General features: G+C 73.6%; 19 protein-coding genes. 10 read left to right on the forward strand and 9 right to left on the reverse strand.

Features of this window, described 5'->3' with window-relative positions:
- Positions 1-38 precede the first annotated feature (38 nt).
- Positions 39-350 (forward strand): putative quinol monooxygenase, encoded by a 312-nt coding sequence (locus tag ZF1_RS00880; protein ID WP_154076176.1) that lies wholly within the window; start codon positions 39-41, stop codon positions 348-350.
- Positions 351-634: 284 nt separating this feature from the next.
- On the forward strand, positions 635-1,960 hold the full coding sequence (locus ZF1_RS00885; RefSeq protein ID WP_482636258.1) for an ISL3-like element ISPfr2 family transposase: 1,326 nt from the start codon (positions 635-637) through the stop codon (positions 1,958-1,960).
- A gap of 55 nt (positions 1,961-2,015) precedes the next feature.
- On the opposite strand, the gene ZF1_RS00890 is transcribed toward ZF1_RS00885, so the two are convergent.
- On the reverse strand, positions 2,016-2,438 hold the full coding sequence (locus tag ZF1_RS00890) for a DUF6194 family protein (RefSeq protein ID WP_405421630.1): 423 nt from the start codon (positions 2,436-2,438) through the stop codon (positions 2,016-2,018).
- 53 nt (positions 2,439-2,491) lie between these two features.
- Positions 2,492-2,950 carry an SRPBCC family protein gene (locus ZF1_RS00895; protein WP_224403910.1) on the reverse strand — a complete coding sequence of 153 codons (459 nt, stop codon included), beginning with the start codon at positions 2,948-2,950 and terminating at the stop codon, positions 2,492-2,494.
- Positions 2,951-3,023: 73 nt separating this feature from the next.
- Between ZF1_RS00895 and ZF1_RS00900 the strand changes: the two genes are divergently transcribed.
- Entirely contained in the window at positions 3,024-3,524 is a 501-nt protein-coding gene (locus ZF1_RS00900) for a DinB family protein (RefSeq protein ID WP_482636259.1), read from the forward strand.
- 62 nt (positions 3,525-3,586) lie between these two features.
- Here ZF1_RS00900 and ZF1_RS00905 read toward each other — a convergent pair whose 3' ends face one another.
- On the reverse strand, positions 3,587-3,997 hold the full coding sequence (locus tag ZF1_RS00905; RefSeq protein ID WP_482636260.1) for a DUF6924 domain-containing protein: 411 nt from the start codon (positions 3,995-3,997) through the stop codon (positions 3,587-3,589).
- 21 nt (positions 3,998-4,018) lie between these two features.
- Here ZF1_RS00905 and ZF1_RS00910 point away from each other — a divergent pair, with 21 nt between their 5' ends.
- Positions 4,019-4,168, forward strand: coding sequence for a hypothetical protein (locus tag ZF1_RS00910; RefSeq protein WP_346102441.1), 150 nt, complete (start codon positions 4,019-4,021; stop codon positions 4,166-4,168).
- Here ZF1_RS00910 and ZF1_RS00915 read toward each other — a convergent pair.
- Genes ZF1_RS00915 through ZF1_RS00925 form a run of 3 tightly spaced genes read right to left on the reverse strand, consistent with a single transcriptional unit; the run spans position 4,152 to position 5,779 of the window.
- Positions 4,152-4,421, reverse strand: a complete 270-nt coding sequence (locus ZF1_RS00915; protein ID WP_208818654.1) for a helix-turn-helix domain-containing protein — start codon at positions 4,419-4,421, stop codon at positions 4,152-4,154. The genes ZF1_RS00910 and ZF1_RS00915 overlap by 17 nt on opposite strands.
- Positions 4,421-4,888 (reverse strand): DUF2975 domain-containing protein, encoded by a 468-nt coding sequence (locus ZF1_RS00920; protein WP_208818653.1) that lies wholly within the window; start codon positions 4,886-4,888, stop codon positions 4,421-4,423. The genes ZF1_RS00915 and ZF1_RS00920 overlap by 1 nt, the downstream gene beginning before the upstream one ends.
- A 60-nt stretch (positions 4,889-4,948) precedes the next feature.
- Positions 4,949-5,779 (reverse strand): oxygenase MpaB family protein, encoded by an 831-nt coding sequence (locus ZF1_RS00925; RefSeq protein WP_224403907.1) that lies wholly within the window; start codon positions 5,777-5,779, stop codon positions 4,949-4,951.
- A gap of 111 nt (positions 5,780-5,890) precedes the next feature.
- On the opposite strand from ZF1_RS00925, the gene ZF1_RS00930 reads away from it, so the two are divergent.
- Positions 5,891-6,298 (forward strand): YccF domain-containing protein, encoded by a 408-nt coding sequence (locus ZF1_RS00930; protein WP_482636261.1) that lies wholly within the window; start codon positions 5,891-5,893, stop codon positions 6,296-6,298.
- Positions 6,299-6,307: 9 nt separating this feature from the next.
- Here the strand turns inward: ZF1_RS00930 and ZF1_RS00935 are convergent, their stop codons facing one another.
- Positions 6,308-7,564 (reverse strand): M18 family aminopeptidase, encoded by a 1,257-nt coding sequence (locus ZF1_RS00935; RefSeq protein ID WP_482636262.1) that lies wholly within the window; start codon positions 7,562-7,564, stop codon positions 6,308-6,310.
- A gap of 19 nt (positions 7,565-7,583) precedes the next feature.
- Here ZF1_RS00935 and ZF1_RS00940 point away from each other — a divergent pair, with 19 nt between their 5' ends.
- The 4 genes from ZF1_RS00940 to ZF1_RS00955 are packed head-to-tail and all read left to right on the forward strand — an operon-like array spanning position 7,584 to position 12,187.
- The gene (locus ZF1_RS00940) at positions 7,584-9,086 is read left to right on the forward strand and encodes a GMC family oxidoreductase (RefSeq protein WP_482636263.1); all 1,503 of its coding nucleotides are present in this window, start codon (positions 7,584-7,586) and stop codon (positions 9,084-9,086) included.
- Positions 9,079-9,558: an SRPBCC family protein gene (locus ZF1_RS00945; RefSeq protein ID WP_251783200.1), complete on the forward strand. Its 480-nt coding sequence runs from the start codon at positions 9,079-9,081 to the stop codon at positions 9,556-9,558. Before ZF1_RS00940 ends, ZF1_RS00945 begins: the two co-directional genes overlap by 8 nt.
- Complete coding sequence (locus ZF1_RS00950; protein WP_482636264.1) at positions 9,555-10,130, forward strand: GNAT family N-acetyltransferase; 576 nt, start codon at positions 9,555-9,557, stop codon at positions 10,128-10,130. Before ZF1_RS00945 ends, ZF1_RS00950 begins: the two co-directional genes overlap by 4 nt.
- 26 nt (positions 10,131-10,156) lie before the next feature.
- Positions 10,157-12,187, forward strand: coding sequence for a M3 family metallopeptidase (locus ZF1_RS00955; protein WP_482636265.1), 2,031 nt, complete (start codon positions 10,157-10,159; stop codon positions 12,185-12,187).
- Between the two features lie 68 nt (positions 12,188-12,255).
- On the opposite strand, the gene ZF1_RS00960 is transcribed toward ZF1_RS00955, so the two are convergent.
- Positions 12,256-13,902 (reverse strand): glycoside hydrolase family 16 protein, encoded by a 1,647-nt coding sequence (locus ZF1_RS00960; RefSeq protein WP_482636266.1) that lies wholly within the window; start codon positions 13,900-13,902, stop codon positions 12,256-12,258.
- A 475-nt stretch (positions 13,903-14,377) separates the two neighbouring features.
- Here ZF1_RS00960 and ZF1_RS00965 point away from each other — a divergent pair, with 475 nt between their 5' ends.
- Entirely contained in the window at positions 14,378-15,052 is a 675-nt protein-coding gene (locus ZF1_RS00965) for a response regulator transcription factor (protein WP_218899298.1), read from the forward strand.
- A 9-nt stretch (positions 15,053-15,061) separates the two neighbouring features.
- On the opposite strand, the gene hisC is transcribed toward ZF1_RS00965, so the two are convergent.
- Positions 15,062-16,114 carry a histidinol-phosphate transaminase gene (hisC, locus tag ZF1_RS00970; protein WP_482636267.1) on the reverse strand — a complete coding sequence of 351 codons (1,053 nt, stop codon included), beginning with the start codon at positions 16,112-16,114 and terminating at the stop codon, positions 15,062-15,064.
- Between the last annotated feature and the right edge of the window lie 28 nt (positions 16,115-16,142).

The raw sequence follows: 16,142 nt of genomic DNA on the forward strand, positions 1-16,142 counted from the left end.
CGCCCCACGAAGAACCCCGACTTCAAGGAGAACCCCTCATGTCCACACCCGCATCACTTCCGTATGCCTTCGTCGCCAAGATCGTCGCGGCCGATGGACAGCACGACGCGCTCGCCGATCTGCTCGCCGGCGCTGTCGCACTCGCCAACGAAGAAGTAGGAACGATTGTCTGGTTCGCGGCTAGGACCCACGCCGACACCTTCTGGATCTTCGATGCATTCCCCGACGAGGCCGCTCGCGACGCCCACGCCAACGGCGCCATCGTCGCAGCCCTGATGGCCAACCAGCACCTCCTCGGCGCAGCACCCGAGATCCTGCCGGCCGACGTCCTCGCGTCCAAGCTCCCGTAGTCCGCCAACGCACGAGACGATCGCGCCCCGCCGAGCCGTCGGACCCGACCGCCTCGACACCCGCACCACCACCAGAACCGAACCGCCCCTGCCCTGCGTTTGCGCAGGTCAGGGGCTGTTCGCCGGAGTCGCCTGTCGGAATCGAACCGACGACCTAATCACGTCGGCTTTGCGGGCTCTTCCCAGATGAGGGTGTAGGTCGGCCGGGCGCGTCGGTTCGCAGATAGACGTCGAGGTCTCCCGACGACGGAGGTTCCTACGCCATCCATCCGAAAGACCTCGACGTGTCCGACGCTACCCCGCCGGCCGGGTTCGGCCGCCCTGACCTGACCGCCTTCGCTCGACTCGACGGCCTCGGTCTGAGCGTGACCGGGCAACGACTTGAACCGGATCGTGCGGTCCTCGCGTGCCGCGTGGTGGAACCAGATCAGTCTTGCCGACGGTGCGGCAGCGAAGGCGCTGCTCGTGACACCGTGATCCGGCGGTTGGCCCACGAGCCGCTGGGCTGGCGACCGACCGTGCTGGAAGTTGTAGTGCGCCGCTACCGCTGTGCCGACTGCGGACACGTGTGGCGCCAAGACACCAGCGCCGCGGCGGAGCCACGCGCGAAGCTCTCGCGCACCGGGTTGCGGTGGGCGCTGGAAGGGATCGTGGTCGCACACCTCACCGTCGCCCGTGTCGCCGAGGGACGCGGGGTCGCGTGGGACACCGCCAACAACGCGGTCCTGGCCGAAGGCAATCGGCTGCTGATCAACGACCCCACGCGGTTCGAGGGCGTGCAGGTCATTGGCGTCGATGAGCACGTCTGGCGCCACACCAGGCGTGGCGACAAGTACGTCACCGTGATCATCGACCTCACCCCGGTCCGCGATGGCGCCGGCCCAGCAAGGCTGCTGGACATGGTCGAGGGCCGGTCGAAGGCGGCGTTCAAGACCTGGCTCGCCGACCGCGACGACGCCTTCCGTGACGCGGTCGAGGTGGTCGCGATGGACGGCTTCACCGGGTTCAAGACCGCCGCTGCGGAGGAGATCCCGGACGCGGTCACGGTGATGGATCCCTTCCACGTCGTGCGCCTGGCCGGTGACGCCCTCGACAGGTGCCGGCGCCGGGTCCAACTCGCGATCCACGGGCACCGTGGGTTCAGGGACGACCCGCTCTACAAGTCGCGGCGCACGCTGCACACCGGCGCGGACCTGCTCACCGACAAGCAGAGCGACAGGCTATGCGCGCTGTTCGTTGATGACGCTCACGTCGAGGTCGAGGCGACCTGGGGTGTCTACCAGCGCATGATCGCCGCCTATCGCCACGAGGACCGGCAACGTGGCCGCGAGCTCATGGAGAAGCTGATCACCGACCTCAGCGCCGGCGTCCCCAAGGTGCTCACCGAGCTCACCACCCTGGGCCGGACCCTGAAGAAGCGAGCCGCCGACGTGCTCGCCTACTTCGAACGACCCGGCACCAGCAACGGGCCGACCGAGGCGCTCAACGGACGGCTCGAACACCTGCGCGGCTCCGCACTCGGGTTCCGCAACCTGACCAACTACATCGCCCGAAGCCTGCTCGAGACCGGCGGCTTCAGACCCCAACTCCTACACCCCCGATTGGGATGAGCCCCGAAAGGACCGGGGGTTCGAATCCCCCCGCTTCCGCCACGGCCGTCGCCGATCACCCCCGCCGCCGGACCGCGTTCCCGTGCTTGCGCACGGCGAAGTCGTTCGCGTCGTCGAGCAGCTCCCGCACCCGCGGCCAGGTCGTGTCCGGCTCCACCACCGCCACCCACTGGTATGCCGCGTAGACGGGATGTGGGAACAGCACGTCGCGGGTGGCCGGGTCGATGCCCGGATCGGTCGGGAACAGCTCCCGGTAGCGCGCGGTGGGCAGCCCGATGTTGAGCCGGAACGCGCCCGGCCGGTCGAGCTCGGACGCGGCGTCGTTGACGTCGGACCGCACGACGGTCGCCCAGCCCTGCCGGGGGCGCTGCTCGTAGTCGTGGTCCGGGTCGTGGATCGCGAACGCGTCCCCGTTGCCCTCCACGATCCGAGTGCCGGGGAACCCGGCGAGAACGGCGATCACCTGTTCGGCATCCATGCCGCCAGGGCAGCACTTCTCCATGATCGCTCGTCCGGTGTGTGTGCTGCAGATCACATCCTCTCGGCGACGACGGCGAGCCGGTCCAGCGAGGCGCGCAGCCGGTCGGCGGTCGTGGCCCGGGCCCGCCGCTGCCGGAAGGCGTCGTCCGGGTCGAGGCCCGTCCAGTCGTAGGTGCACGTCACGCGGGTCCTGCCGGCGTCGACCGGCTCCAGCTCCCACCGCCACAGGTGTCCGGGCGGCGGGCTGCCCGGCTCCGACGGCAGCCAGGCCACCCGTCGTCCCTCCGTGAACTCGACCACCCGGTTGTCCCGGACGGTGCCCTGCGTCAGGAGCATCGAGAAGACGTCGCCGACGGCGCGTACCCGCTGGCCGGGGGCGGCCTCGGCGAGGTTGTCGTTGCCGTCCCACTCGGGCTGGCGGGCGGGGTCGGCGACGAGCTCGAAGATCGTCCCGGGCGCGGCGGCGATCTCGCGGCTGCTGCGTACCACGGTCGGCGAAGTGTCGGTCACGAGCGGAGTGAAGCACCGGCGCCGCGCCGGGGGAAGCGGCCCGGTGTCGGACCCCGCTGACACGATCGCGGGCATGACCGACCGCGCCTTCCCCCCGATGCAGGCCGACGCCCTCACCACGCTCACCGCCTGGCTCGACTTCTACCGCGTCACCCTCGTCGGGAAGTGCGAGGGACTGACCGACGAGCAGCTGCGGTCGGCGTCGGTGCCGCCGTCGTCGCTGACGCTGCTGGGCCTGGTCCAGCACCTGGCCGCGGTCGAGCGGAACTGGTTCCGCCAGGTCCTGGGCGGTGCGGACGTGCCGCCGCTGTACCCGCGCGAGCCCGGGACCGGCCACGACGGCGGCTTCGAGCCCGGCGACGCCGGTATCGCCGGGGCCCGTGCCGTCTGGGAGGACGAGGTCGCCCATGCCCGCCGGGTCGTCGCGGCGATTGGGCCCGACGGCACCGGGACGCTCGACGGGCACTCGGTGTCGGTGACGTGGGTCCTGACCCACGTCATCGCCGAGTACGCCCGCCACACCGGGCACGCCGACCTGGTCCGGGAGCGGATCGACGGGGCCACCGGCGTCTGAGGTCCCGGCCGCGTTCCGCGGAACGCGGCGTCACCGGCGCGCCGGACCGACGGTCGTGATCGTCAGCAGAACCCGCGGAACGTCCGGTCGGGCTGCAGCTCCGCGTGGTCGGCGTGGTCGGCGAACCCGGCGCGCGGCGAGGGGAAGCCGGAGAGCACGGCGGCGGCGATCCGGAAGGTCCGGCCCGGCTCACCCCGCAGGTCGGCGACGACCACCGGGAAGTCGTGGTCGGCCAGCGCACGTTCGTCCACGACCAGCAGCAGCGGGTGCCGCCCGGCCAGCCCGTCCTCCAGTGCGGACGTCACCACCCGCTCCACCGGCCAGTCGGTGAACAGGTCCTCCAGGACGACGTCGAACGAGGTACCGGTCGCCCGCAGGATCCCCAGCAGCTCGTTCCACGGGCCCTCGCCGGTGTCGGTGCACGTCCGGACCAGCGGCGTGCGGCGCGTCTCGGGGAACTCCACGGCCGTCATCCTCCGTGACAGGGTGACCGGGTGAGCAGCGCACCCAGCGTGGACGGCCGCCGGTTCGCCGGCGTGAGCAACTCCGGCGACGGTGGGATGCGCTCGCACGAGACCTGGGCGTGGGAGTCGCGGCCGGGCATCGGGGCGAGCGTCGTCGAGGAGGTCACGGGTCGGACGTGACCTCGTGCGCGCCGCGGTGGGTGCGGCCCGGCGCGGCGTCCGGCAGGTCGTCGGGGACGTGGCGCAGCACGTCACCGGGTTGGCAGTCGAGCACCCGGCAGATCGCGTCGAGCGTCGCGAACCGGACGGCCTTGGCCCGGCCGTTCTTCAGGACGGCGACGTTGGCCGGGCTGATCCCGACGGCGACGGCGAACTCCCCGACCCCCATCTTCCGGCGGGCGAGCATCAGGTCGATGTCGACGACGATCGCCATCAGACCACCTGCTCCAGCTCGCGACGCAGCGCGGTGGCGTTGCGCAGCAGGCCGAGCATCACCACCATGAGCAGGGCGAACGCGATCCCCGCGGCGCCGAGACCGCCGCCGACGAGGATCAGGCCGGGGGCGTCGTCGAGCTCTCCGATGTGCGCGCAGACGGCCCCGGTCAGCACCCCGGCCAGCAGTCCGGACAGCGCGAGGACCGGCACCCAGCGGAAGGCCCGTTCGTCGAAGATCGCGTCGCGGCGCACCATCGACAGCAGTACCCAGATCGCGACCAGCCCCACCTGCACGCAGCCGATCGCCAGGACGACGGCGACGACGTGCAGCAGTCCGGGGACCGGCGGTGCCCCCGCCAGGCCCGCGTTCCACGCGGTGGCCGTGAGGATGACCTGGGTGGCGAGCGTGCCGAGCCCGGTGAGGACGAGGGCGACGCGCAACGTCTGGATCAGCGCCGGTGACATCTATCGAGTATCGACAGGTATCCATCGAGAGTCAAGAGATTTCGTCGGCGCCGACGGCGGTCACCCGGCGCGGTCGGCCTCCGTCCGGCGGGCGGCGCGCACCAGCCGTCGTGCCTCCTCGATCTCCGGCGGCCCCGGCACGTCCGGCAGCACCCCGGCGGCGGTGCGGAGCCCGCGCAGCGTGAGCGTCGTGGACCAGTCGGTCGTCGGCAGGCCGGGCAGCCCGTAGAGGCGCCGGGCCCAGCGCGGCAGCGTGGCCAGGGCGAGGGTGGACAGGCCCGCGATCCCGAGCCGGACCGGCAGCGGCGCCGCGCCCTGCGGGGCGAACAGGTTCCCGGCCGCGCGACGGGCCTCGTCGGTCATCCGCAGCCGGGGACGCACCGCGGCCATGTACTCGGCCATCTCGGCCACCGACGACGGCACGGTCGCCGGGTCGATGCCGACCACCTCGGCGGCCCGGACGCTCTCGGCGACGTAGGCGTCCGCCGAGTCGTCGTCGAGCAGACCCGACCGGCGGGCGACGTCGGTGTAGGACTCGATCTCTGCAGCGTGCACCCAGAGCAGGCCCTCCGGGGCGTCGATCCGGTAGCTCTCGCCGCTGTCGGGGTCGTGCCCGCGCAGCCCGGCGTGCAGTCGGCGGACGCGGGCGCCGGCCCGGTCGACGTCGGCCCGCGGTCCGAACGTGCGGGTCCCGACGAACTCGACGGTCCGCCGGAACCGCGCGTAGGACTTCTTCGGGTCGAACAGCGCCGAGTTCTGGTACGTCCCGCGCATCACCCGCGGGTCGAGTGACTGCAGCAGCAGCGCGCGCATCCCGGCGACCCACATCACGGGTTCGAGGTGCACCCGCCACGTCACCGAGCGGGGGCCGAACAGACCGTGATCCACCATGTGTTCCAGGACACCCCGCGCGGGGCGGGAGCGCACGTCGATCACCGGATCCGGGGTCGGCCTCCGGGACATCCCGGAGGGGGAACCGGACAGCTCGGGCATGCCGGAGCCATGCTCCGCCTCATCCTGAACGTGGTCTGGCTGGTCCTCTCCGGCTTCTGGCTGTTCCTCGGCTACATGCTCGCCGGGATCGTCGCCTGCGTGCTGGTCGTGACCATCCCGTTCGGGATCGCCTCGTTCCGGATCGGGCTCTACGCGCTGTGGCCGTTCGGCCGCGACGTCGTGCGCCTCCCCACCGCGGGGGCGGCGTCGACCATCGGCAACGTGCTGTGGATCGTGCTGTTCGGCTGGTGGCTGGTCATCGGCCACATCGGCACGGCGATCGCGCTGGCGGTCACGATCGTCGGCCTGCCGCTGGCCTGGGCGAACCTGAAGCTCATCCCGGTGTCGCTGCTGCCGCTGGGGTCGCGGATCGTGGACAGCGACACCTACATGCCGGGGCGGCCCGTGCTGCGCTGACCGCGGGCCTCAGCCGGCGTCGGTCAGGAACTCCACACCCGCCCGGGCCAGCAGGCCCGGGTCGTGCACCCCGCACAGCTCACGCGCCGAGTGCATCGACAGCACCGGGATGCCGACGTCGACCGTCCGGATGCCCAGCCGGGTCGCCATGATCGGCCCGACGGTGGATCCGCACGGCACGGTGTTCTTCGAGACGAACACCTGGTTCGGCACGTCCGCGGTGCGGCAGGCCCGCTTCCAGGCGGCCGCACCCGGCGCGTCGGTGGCGTAGCGCTGCACCGCGTTGACCTTCAGCGACGGCCCCCGGTTCGGCACCGACAGGTGGTCCGGGTCGTGCTTGTCCAGGTGGTTGGGGTGCGCGGCGTGCGTGACGTCCACCGACAGGCAGCGCGAGCGGGCGAACACCGCGTGCCGGGAGTCGAAACCGCCGGCCAGCCGGGTCAGCACCGTCTCCAGCAGCGGCCCGGCCGCGCCGGTCGCGCTGGCCGAGCCGATCTCCTCGTGGTCGAAGCCGACGAACACCGGGAAGGTGCCCGGGTCGCGCTCGACGGCGGTGAGCAGCGCGCTGATCCCGGCGTGCACCGAGGCCAGGTTGTCCAGCCGCGGGGCGGCGAGCAGCTCGTCGTCGCGGCCGAGGGTGGCCGGCGGCGTCAGGTCGTAGGTGAACAGGTCGTGCGCCGCGACGTCCTCGGGGTCCTCGCCGACGCGCACGGCGAGGAACTCCACCAGGTCGCCGCCGTCCGGGTCGCCGAGCCCCCAGATCGGGAGCAGGTGCCGCTGCGGGTCCAGGGTCAGGCCCTGGTTCACGCCGCGGTCGAGGTGGATCGCCAACTGCGGGATGCGCAGCAGCGGCCGGTCCACACGGACCGGGACGACCCGGCCGTCGTAGAGCGCGAGGCGCCCGGCGAGGCCGAGGTCGCGGTCCAGCCAGGAGTTCCACAGCGCGCCGCCGTAGACCTCCACCCCGACCTGGCGCCACCCGGCCACACCGACGTCGGGGTTCGGCTTGACCTTGAACCCGGGGGAGTCGGTGTGCGCGGCGAAGATCCGCAGCGGGGCGCCCGGCCCGGACGCGGGCTGCCACCAGGCCAGGATCGTGCCGTCGCGGACCAGGTAGCGCCCGCCCGGCCCGTCCGCCCACGGCTCGTCCTCGCGCTGCTCGGTGAAGCCCGCCGCGGACAACCGGCGCACCGCCTCGGCCACCGCGTGGTACGGCGACGGGCTCGCGGTGAGGAACGAGGCGAGATCACGTGCAGCGTCGGTCACGTGGGGCATCCTGGCAGCAATGACCGACAGCTTCGACGTGGTGGTGGTGGGCGCGGGGTCCGCGGGGTGCACCCTCGCGGGCCGGCTGGCCGGGCGCGGTGTGCGCACGGCCCTGGTCGAGGCGGGCGCCGTCGTCGTCCCACCGGACTCGACGCCGATCGCCTCGCTCGCCGCGACCGCCCCCGGCCACGTCCTGAACTGGGCCTACCGGGCGACGCTGTGCCAGGGCCGGGAGTGCACCGTGCCGCGCGGACGCGTGCTGGGCGGCTCCGGCGCGATCAACGGCGGCTACTTCGTGCGCGCCGTCCCGGCGGACTTCGCGGACTGGGGCGTCCCGGGCTGGTCCTACGACGACGTCCTGCCGTACTACCGGCGGCTGGAGCGCGACCTCGACTTCTGCACCTCCGACCGGCACGGCGACGCCGGTCCGCTGCGCATCTCACGGCCCTCGGGCCGGCTGCGGGCCGCGACGACCGACCCGTTCCTGGCCGCCTGCCTCGCGCTCGGCCACCCCGAGGAGCCGGACAAGAACGCCGGTGGCCCACCGGGAGCGGGTCCGATCCCGACCAACGCCGTCGACGGGCGCCGGGTCAGCGCCGCCACCGCCTACCTGCCGCCGCCGTGGGGGAACGCGGAGTGGAAGGACGCGCTGACCGTGTTCGGGGGGACCCCGGTCGAGACCCTGGTGCTCGACGGTGACCGGGTCACCGGCGTGCGCGTCGGTGGTCGCACCCTGCACGCGGCCGAGACCGTCGTGACGGCGGGCGCGGTCGGCACCCCGGCGCTGCTGCAGCGCTCCGGGATCGGGCCGGAGGACACCCTGCGGGCCGCGGGCGTCGCGGTGGCGCACGAGCTGCCCGGGGTCGGGCGTGGCTGGTCGGACCACCCCGCGGTGTTCCTCCCGCTGCGCAGCGGGCTGCCGGACCCGCCCGCCGACGCCGTCGCCGCGCAGGCCGCGCTCAACCTCGACTCCGGGACCGACCCGGCCGGTGACCTGGAGATCCTGCTGTTCGCGCACCCGTTCGCACCCGGCGGTCCCGCGCATCTGATGTGCGCGGTGCAGCGCCCGGACAGCCTCGGGATGCTCGCCATCACCTCCCCGGACCACGACGACCCGCCCCGGCTGGACTTCCGCTACCTGCGCACCACCTCCGACCGGCACCGGATGCGGGCCGCGGTGCGGATCGCCGCGGAGATCCTGCGCGCCGCGGGCTGGGACCGCGCGGGCCCCGACGACGGCGGCCCCGCCGGCTGGGAGCTCGGCAACGACACCCGGCTCGACGGCTGGATCCGCGACCACCTGACGACCTCGGTGCACCTGTCGGGCAGCGCCGCGATGGGCTCCGGGCCGGACGCCGTCGTCGACGCCGGCCTGCGGGTGCACGGCCTGGCCGGGCTCCGGGTGGCGGACACCTCGGTCCTGCCCCGCGCGCCGCGGCGCGGACCGGCCGCGACCGCGATCATGATCGGGGAGCGCGCCGCCGACCTGGTGTGCGGCATCGAGGGGGAACACCGTGCATGACGAGGTCACCGTCCACATGGCGGCGCCGGCCGAGCGGATCTGGGAGCTGGTCTCCGACATCCGCAACACCGGCCGGTTCTCACCCGAGACCGTCGACGCGCAGTGGCTGGGCGGCGCGACCGGTCCGGCCGTCGGTGTCCGGTTCCGCGGCAAGGTCGTCCGCAACGGACGCGGCCCGACCTACTGGTCGGAGTGCGAGATCACCGCCTGCGAGCCGGGCCGCGAGTTCGGCTTCGTCGTGCTCCTGCCCGGCGGCCGGCGGATCAACCACTGGCACTACCGGTTCACCCCGGCCCCCGCGCCGGACGGCACGGCGGGCACCGACGTCACCGAGTCCTTCCGGCTGGAGCCCTCGGCCGCCACCCGGCTCTACTGGACGCTGCTGGGGTGGGCCCGCGGGCGCACCAATCGCGAGGGGATGCGAACGACCCTGGAACGCATCCGTGCGGTGGTGGAGGATCCCGCGGTGTGATCCGTCCCGCCCGCGTCGCCGACGTCCCCGCCCTGCGTGAGATCGAGCGCGCCGCGGGGGAGACGTTCCGGGAGATCGGACTCGACGTCGTCGCCGACGAGGAGCCGCCACCGGCCGCGGTACTGGCCGCGTACGTGGTGGCGGGGCGGGCGTGGGTGGCCGAGAGGAGCGCAGGCGGAACGAGCATCGGTGCCGAGAGGAGCGCAGGCGGAACGAGCATCGGTGCCGGGAGGAGCGCCGGCACCGGGCTCGTCGGGTACCTGATCGCCGACCTCGTCGACGGCTGTGCGCACGTCGAGCAAGTGTCGGTGCTGCCGTCGCAACGCGGACGGCGGATCGGGGAGGGCCTGGTCGAGCACCTCGCGGGCTGGGCCCGGGACCGCGGCCTGCCCGCGCTGACCCTCACCACCTACCGGGACGTTCCGTGGAACGGCCCGTACTGGGTGCGGCTCGGCTTCCGTGAGCTGATCGCGCCCGGTCCGGGACTGCGCGCGATCCGGGAGCACGAGGCCGCGCGCGGTCTCGACGTGTGGCCGCGGCTCGCGATGCGCCGTGAACTGGCCGGTTCCTGACGGTCCCCGGCCGTAGGGTCGGGCCCATGAGCAACCCGTTCCTCGCCCCGAGCGCGCTGCCGTGGGGGCTGCCCGACACCTCCCGGATCACCGACGAGCACTACCTGCCCGCGTTCGAGGCCGGGACGGCCGAGCAGCGCGCCGAGGTGGCGGCGATCGTCGCGGGGGAGGGCGGGCCGACCTTCGACGACACCGTCGTCGCCCTGGAGCGCTCCGGTGCCACGCTGGACCGGGTGGCGCGGCTGTTCTTCACGCGCGTCTCGGCGGACTCCTCACCCGCGGTGCGCGAGATCGAGGCGCAGGTCGCGCCGATGCTCGCCGCCCACGCCGACGCGATCGCGCTGGATCCGGGCCTGTTCGCCCGGATCGACGCGCTGCACGCCCGTCGCCACGACCTCGGTCTCGATGCCGAGTCGCTGCGGCTGCTCGAGCGCCACCACCGCGACATGGTGCGCGCCGGGGCCCGGCTCGGCCCCGAGGAGCAGGTCCGGCTGCGGGAGCTGAATGCCGAGCTGTCCGGGCTGACCACCCGGTTCGGTGCGGCGCTGCTGGCCGGGGCGAACGCCGCGGCCGTGCACGTCACCGACCGCGACCGGCTCGGTGGCCTGTCCGACGACGCGGTCGCCGCCGCCGCGACCGCCGCGGCCGAACGCGGTCACGACGACGGCTGGCTGATCACCCTGGTCCTGCCGACCGCGCAGCCCGCACTGGCGGTACTCACCGACCGGTCGCTGCGCGAGGAGCTGTTCCGTGCATCCACCGGGCGCGGTCAGGGCGGCGAGCACGACACCCGTGACACCGTCCTCGCGATCGTGCGGCTGCGCGCCGAGCGGGCCGCGCTGCTCGGGTACCCCGACCACGCGTCGTACGTGATCGACGACGCGACCGCGGGGACGGCGGAGGCCGCCGTCGCGATGCTGGAGTCGCTGGTCCCCGCCGCCGTCGCCAACGCCGACCGGGAGGCAGCGGAGCTGGCCGGCGGTGTCGAGGGCGACCTGGAGCCGTGGGACTGGGCGTTCGAGGCGGAGCGGATGCGCCGCGAGCGCTACGCCGTCGACGACGCCGCGCTGCGCCCGTACCTGGAGCTCGACCGGGTGATCACCGACGGCGTGTTCCGCGCCGCGTCCGGGCTGTACGGGATCACCTTCACCGAGCGCACCGACCTGCCCGCCTACCACCCGGACGTGCGCTGGTGGGAGGTCCGTGACAGCGACGGCGAGCCGCTCGGGCTGTTCGGCGCCGACCTGTGGGCGCGGCCGTCGAAGCGCGGCGGGGCATGGATGAACTCGCTGGTCGACCAGTCGTCGCTGCTGGGGACGCGGCCTGTCGTGCTGAACACGCTGAACCTGAACAAGCCCCCGGCCGGGGAGCCCGCGCTGCTCACCCTCGACGAGGTCCGCACCCTGTTCCACGAGTTCGGGCACGCCCTGCACGGGCTGTTCTCCGAGGTGGAGTACCCGACGTTCGCCGGGACGTCGGTGCCGCGCGACTTCGTCGAGTTCCCCAGCCAGGTCAACGAGATGTGGCTGGAGGACCCGCAGGTCCTCACCTCGTTCGCCCGCCACCACGTGACCGGCGAGCCGCTGCCGGACGAGCTGCTGGCCGCGTCGCAGGCCGCCCGCGGGTACGGCGAGGGCTTCGCGACGACGGAGTACCTGGCCGCGTCGCTGCTGGACCAGGCGTGGCACCGGCTGTCCCCGGCCGAGGCCGCCGGGATCACCGACGTGCTCGCGTTCGAGCAGCAGGCGCTGGAGGCGGCCGGGGTCGCGCACCCGCTGGTCCCGCCGCGCTACCGCAGCACCTACTTCAACCACGTGTTCGGCGGCAGCGGGTACGCGGCGGCGTACTACTCCTACATCTGGGCCGAGGTGCTCGACGCCGACACCGTCGCCTGGTTCGGCGAGCACGGCGGCCTGCGCCGGGAGAACGGCGACCGGTTCCGCCGCGAGGTGCTGTCCCGCGGCGGCGCCGTCGACGCGATGGAGGCCTATCGCGCGTTCCGCGGCCGCGACCCGGAGATCGCGCCGCTGCTGGCGCGGCGCGGTCTGGCCGGCTGACCCGGCACACACGACCGCCCGCCGTCCGGTGGGGAGCGCCGGGCGGCGGGCGGTCGTGGTGCGGAGTGCTACTCGTACTGGCGCATCCAGGCGACCCGCATCTCCGACGGCTCCGGCGAGCCGCCGTCGGGGAAGTAGTCGAGCTGGATCGTGGCGTGCATCGGACCCGGGGGGAACGTGCTCGGGTCCTCGGAGCGGAACCACTCGACGCCGTCGACGTAGCCGACGATCGCGTCCGGGGTCCACTCCACGGCGTAGTTGTGCCACTGGGTGATGTCGAGCTGCTTCTTGGCGTCCTTCTGCGAGTTCGAGCTGCCGTAGTGCAGGAAGAAGGACACGTCGTCGCTGGCGCTGGTGGTCTCGGCGAAGTCGATCTCGCCGCCCTCCGGCCAGGACACCTCGCTCGGCCACAGCAGCAGCACCGGGTGGTACTGCTTGTCGCCCTTGGGGAACTGCGCTCGCATCTCCCACTTGCCGTACTTCTGGGAGGTGCCCCAGGCCATGCCGCCGGTGTTGCCCTGCGAGTCGCCGCGGATGACGAGGTTGCCGTTCTCCACCGAGATCGCGTCGGAGGTGCGGCGGCCCTGGCCGTCGTGGCCCTCGCCGTTGTAGGGCGACCAGTTGCTGCCGAGGGTGTTGCCGAGGAACTCGTCGCCGCCGATGGCCTGCCAGCCCATCTTCAGCGCGGCCTGGATGCCGTCGCCGGCGACCTGGACGGCGCCACCGACCGGACCGGCGGCGGGGGCTCCGCCCGAGTTCCCGGAGCTCCCGGAACCACCGGAGTTCGCGGCGGCCCGTGCCCGCTCGGCAGCCTCGCGGCGGCGCTGTTCGGCGCGCCGCTCGGCGGCCTCCTGCGCGGCCAGGGCCTGGCCGATCTGGCCGGACGCGCCCTGCGCGGCATCGCCGAGTGCGGAGCCGCCCCCGTTGGCCAGCACCGGGCCGGCGGACAACGCGGTGTCCGACGCCGACCGGCGCGAGGAGTCGTTCACCATCGCCGCGGACAGCGACGGGTCCTCGGTGCCGGGCTGCAGCAGCGTCAGCACCATCGTCGCGGCGAGCACCGCGGCGGCGCCGACGCCCAGCGGGGCGAACCGGCGGACACGGGAGCGGGCGGGTCGTGACCGGTCGATCGCGACGACCGAGCCCGTCCCCGACACCTCGGGTTCGTGCAGGCCGGCGATGGCCCCGCCGGTGACCTCGGTGCGCGGTGCGGGCACCTCGGCCTGCGGGGACGCGGGCTCCCCGGTCCCCGACGACCCGCCGAACAGCTCCACACCGGACAGTCCGGCCGCCGACGACGGCGCGGACCGCCGCGCGCGACGGCCCGGGGTCCGGGTGGTGGGCGCGGCGTGCGCGCCCGTCCCGGTCACCGCGGTGTCCCCGGCGACGGTCTCGTCCCCGGCGGCCGCGGTGTCCACCGCGGCGGCGTGCGCCCCGGTGCCGGTGACGGCGCGGGAGCCGCTGCCGGTCGCGTGGCCGCCCGGCGCCCACGGGCCGGGGTCGGCCGTGTCGGCCCAGGTGATCCGCCCGGCGTCCGCCGTCGTGGCATCGGTGGGGGAGTCCGCCGTGACGGCGGCACCGGTGTCGTCGGGGTCGGTGTCGTCGTACCCGGCGTCGAGGACGCGGTGCCGCCCGGAGGCGCTCACCCGGTCCTCGAGCAGGGTGGCCGCGGGTACGGCGGATCGGGCCGTGTCGTCCGCCGGGGCGGAGGACACGGCATGCCTGCCCCGGGGAGACGGCACAGAGGGGGAGCTGTGCTCGGCGGCGAGTCGCGCGATCAGGTCGCGGGGGTCGACCTGATCAGCCGCAGCGGAACTCTTCCGTCGCATGAGGAGGGACTCTAGGTAGAGTGACCGAGTGTGAACACCCTCGCTGAGAAGGGTGGTTGCGTCTTCGCGCCGACAGGTCGACGGAGAGCGCCGAAGAGCAAGATCCCGCCATTTCGGCAGTAATGCTGGGCCGAACAGAGCAACGGGACTCTCAGAGTCACCCGTTCAGGCTAAGCGGTCACGGTACGTCGCACCGTTAGCCGATTGTGACGGGCTGCCGGTCGAGGAACAGTGACCGTGCCTCCCCGGTGCTCCCCGCACGACCTCACGAGCTCCCCGCTCCCCGACCTCCGCAGGATCTGTGAACGATCACGCTCCCCCCGTCTCGCCGTCCCTCCCGATCCCCGCGCCCCGTGCCGAGATGCGCGCGCTCAGCGTGCTGCTGGCCCTGCCGCCGTCGGCCGGCACCGCCTCGCTCGGCCGCGGGCTGCGCCAGGACCTCGCCGCCGAAGGCGTGGACCTCGTCGTCGTCGCCGACGGCATCGAGTTGCTGGACACCCTGCGCTCCCGCGGCGCCGACCTGCTCGTGCTCGACATGGAGCTGCCGGGCCCGGAGCCGTCGGTGCTGCTCGGAGCCGTGCAGTCCGAGTCCCCGCCGACCCCGGTGATCACCGTCGTGCCGCGCGAACGGCGGGCCGGGGTGATCGGCATGCTGCGCGGCGACCGCGACGACTTCCTGATCCGGCCGTTCGTCCCGGACGAGCTCGCGTCCCGGATCCGGCTCCGGCTGCGTGCCGCCGCGGGGCTGCCCGCGCCGACGGTGCTCGGGCACGGCGGCCTGTCCGTCGACGTCGATGCCGGCCAGGTGTTCGTCGACGGCCGCCGGGTCGCGTTGTCCCCGACCGAGTACGCGCTGCTGCTCGCGCTGGCCGAGCAGGCCGGCGAGCCGGTCGCGCTCGACGACCTGGGCCGCCGCGCCTGGACCGAACCGGTGTCGGCCAACCTGGTGCAGGTCTACGTGTCCTACCTGCGGCGCAAGATCGGTCCCGAGCGGATCAGGACCATTCGGGGGCTGGGCTACCAGCTGGACGGCTGAGCCGGGCTCTCAGGATCCGAAGGACGACGCGACGTCGAGCAGCAGGTCGTTCTCCTCCGGCGTGGACACGGTGACCCGCACCCCGTCGGTGGCGAACGGGCGCACGATCACCTTCCGCTCGCCGCAGTGCGTCGCGAACGCCGCGGCCCGGTCCCCGAGCGGCAGCCACACGAAGTTCGCCTGGGTCTCCGGCACGGTGAACCCGGACCCGCGCAGCCCGGCGGCCACCCGGTCCCGCTCCGCGACGACGGCGGCGCAGTCGGCGAGGATCTCCTCCCGGTGCTCCAGCGCGGCGACGGCACCCGCCTGGGCGACCGAGCTGACCCCGAACGGCGGCGCCACCTTGCGCAGCGCGGTCGCGACCTCCTCGGAGGTCAGGGCGTAGCCGACCCGCAGTCCCGCCAGCCGGTAGGCCTTGGAGAAGGTGCGCAGCACGACCAGGTTCGGGTGGGCGTCGAGCAGCGGCCGGCCGCTGACGGCGTCGGGGTCGGTGACGTACTCGGCGTAGGCCTCGTCGAGCACCACCAGCACGTCCGACGGCACGGCGTCCAGGAAGCGGGCGAACTCGTCGCGGTGCACGGCCGGGCCGGTCGGGTTGTTCGGGCTGCACACGAACACCACCCGGGTCCGCTCGGTGACCGCGGCGGCCATCGCGACGAGGTCGTGCCGGAAGTCGGCGTCCAGCGGCACGGTGCGGATCTCCGCCCCGCCGATCCGGGTCACGATCGGGTACGCCTCGAACGAGCGCCAGGCGAACAGCACCTCGTCACCGGGGCCCAGGCAGCCGATCTGCACGAGCTGCTGGCACAGCGTCACCGACCCGCAGCCGACCGCGACCCGCTCGGGCTCCAGGGCGTACAGGTCCGCGATGCGTCCGGTCAGCTCGACGACGCCGAGGTCCGGATACCGGTTGCCACCTGCGGCGGCGCGGGCGATGGCCTCCAGCACCGCGGGAGCGGGCGGCGCGGCGACCTCGTTGCTCGCGAGCTTGATCGCCCCGGGGACGGTGCGACCCGGCACGTAGGCGGGCAGGGTATCCAGATCGGGACGGATCAGCGTCATGACGGCAACGGTATCCGCCGGGGGTCGA

This window comes from Pseudonocardia sp. ZF1 (assembly GCF_056835605.1).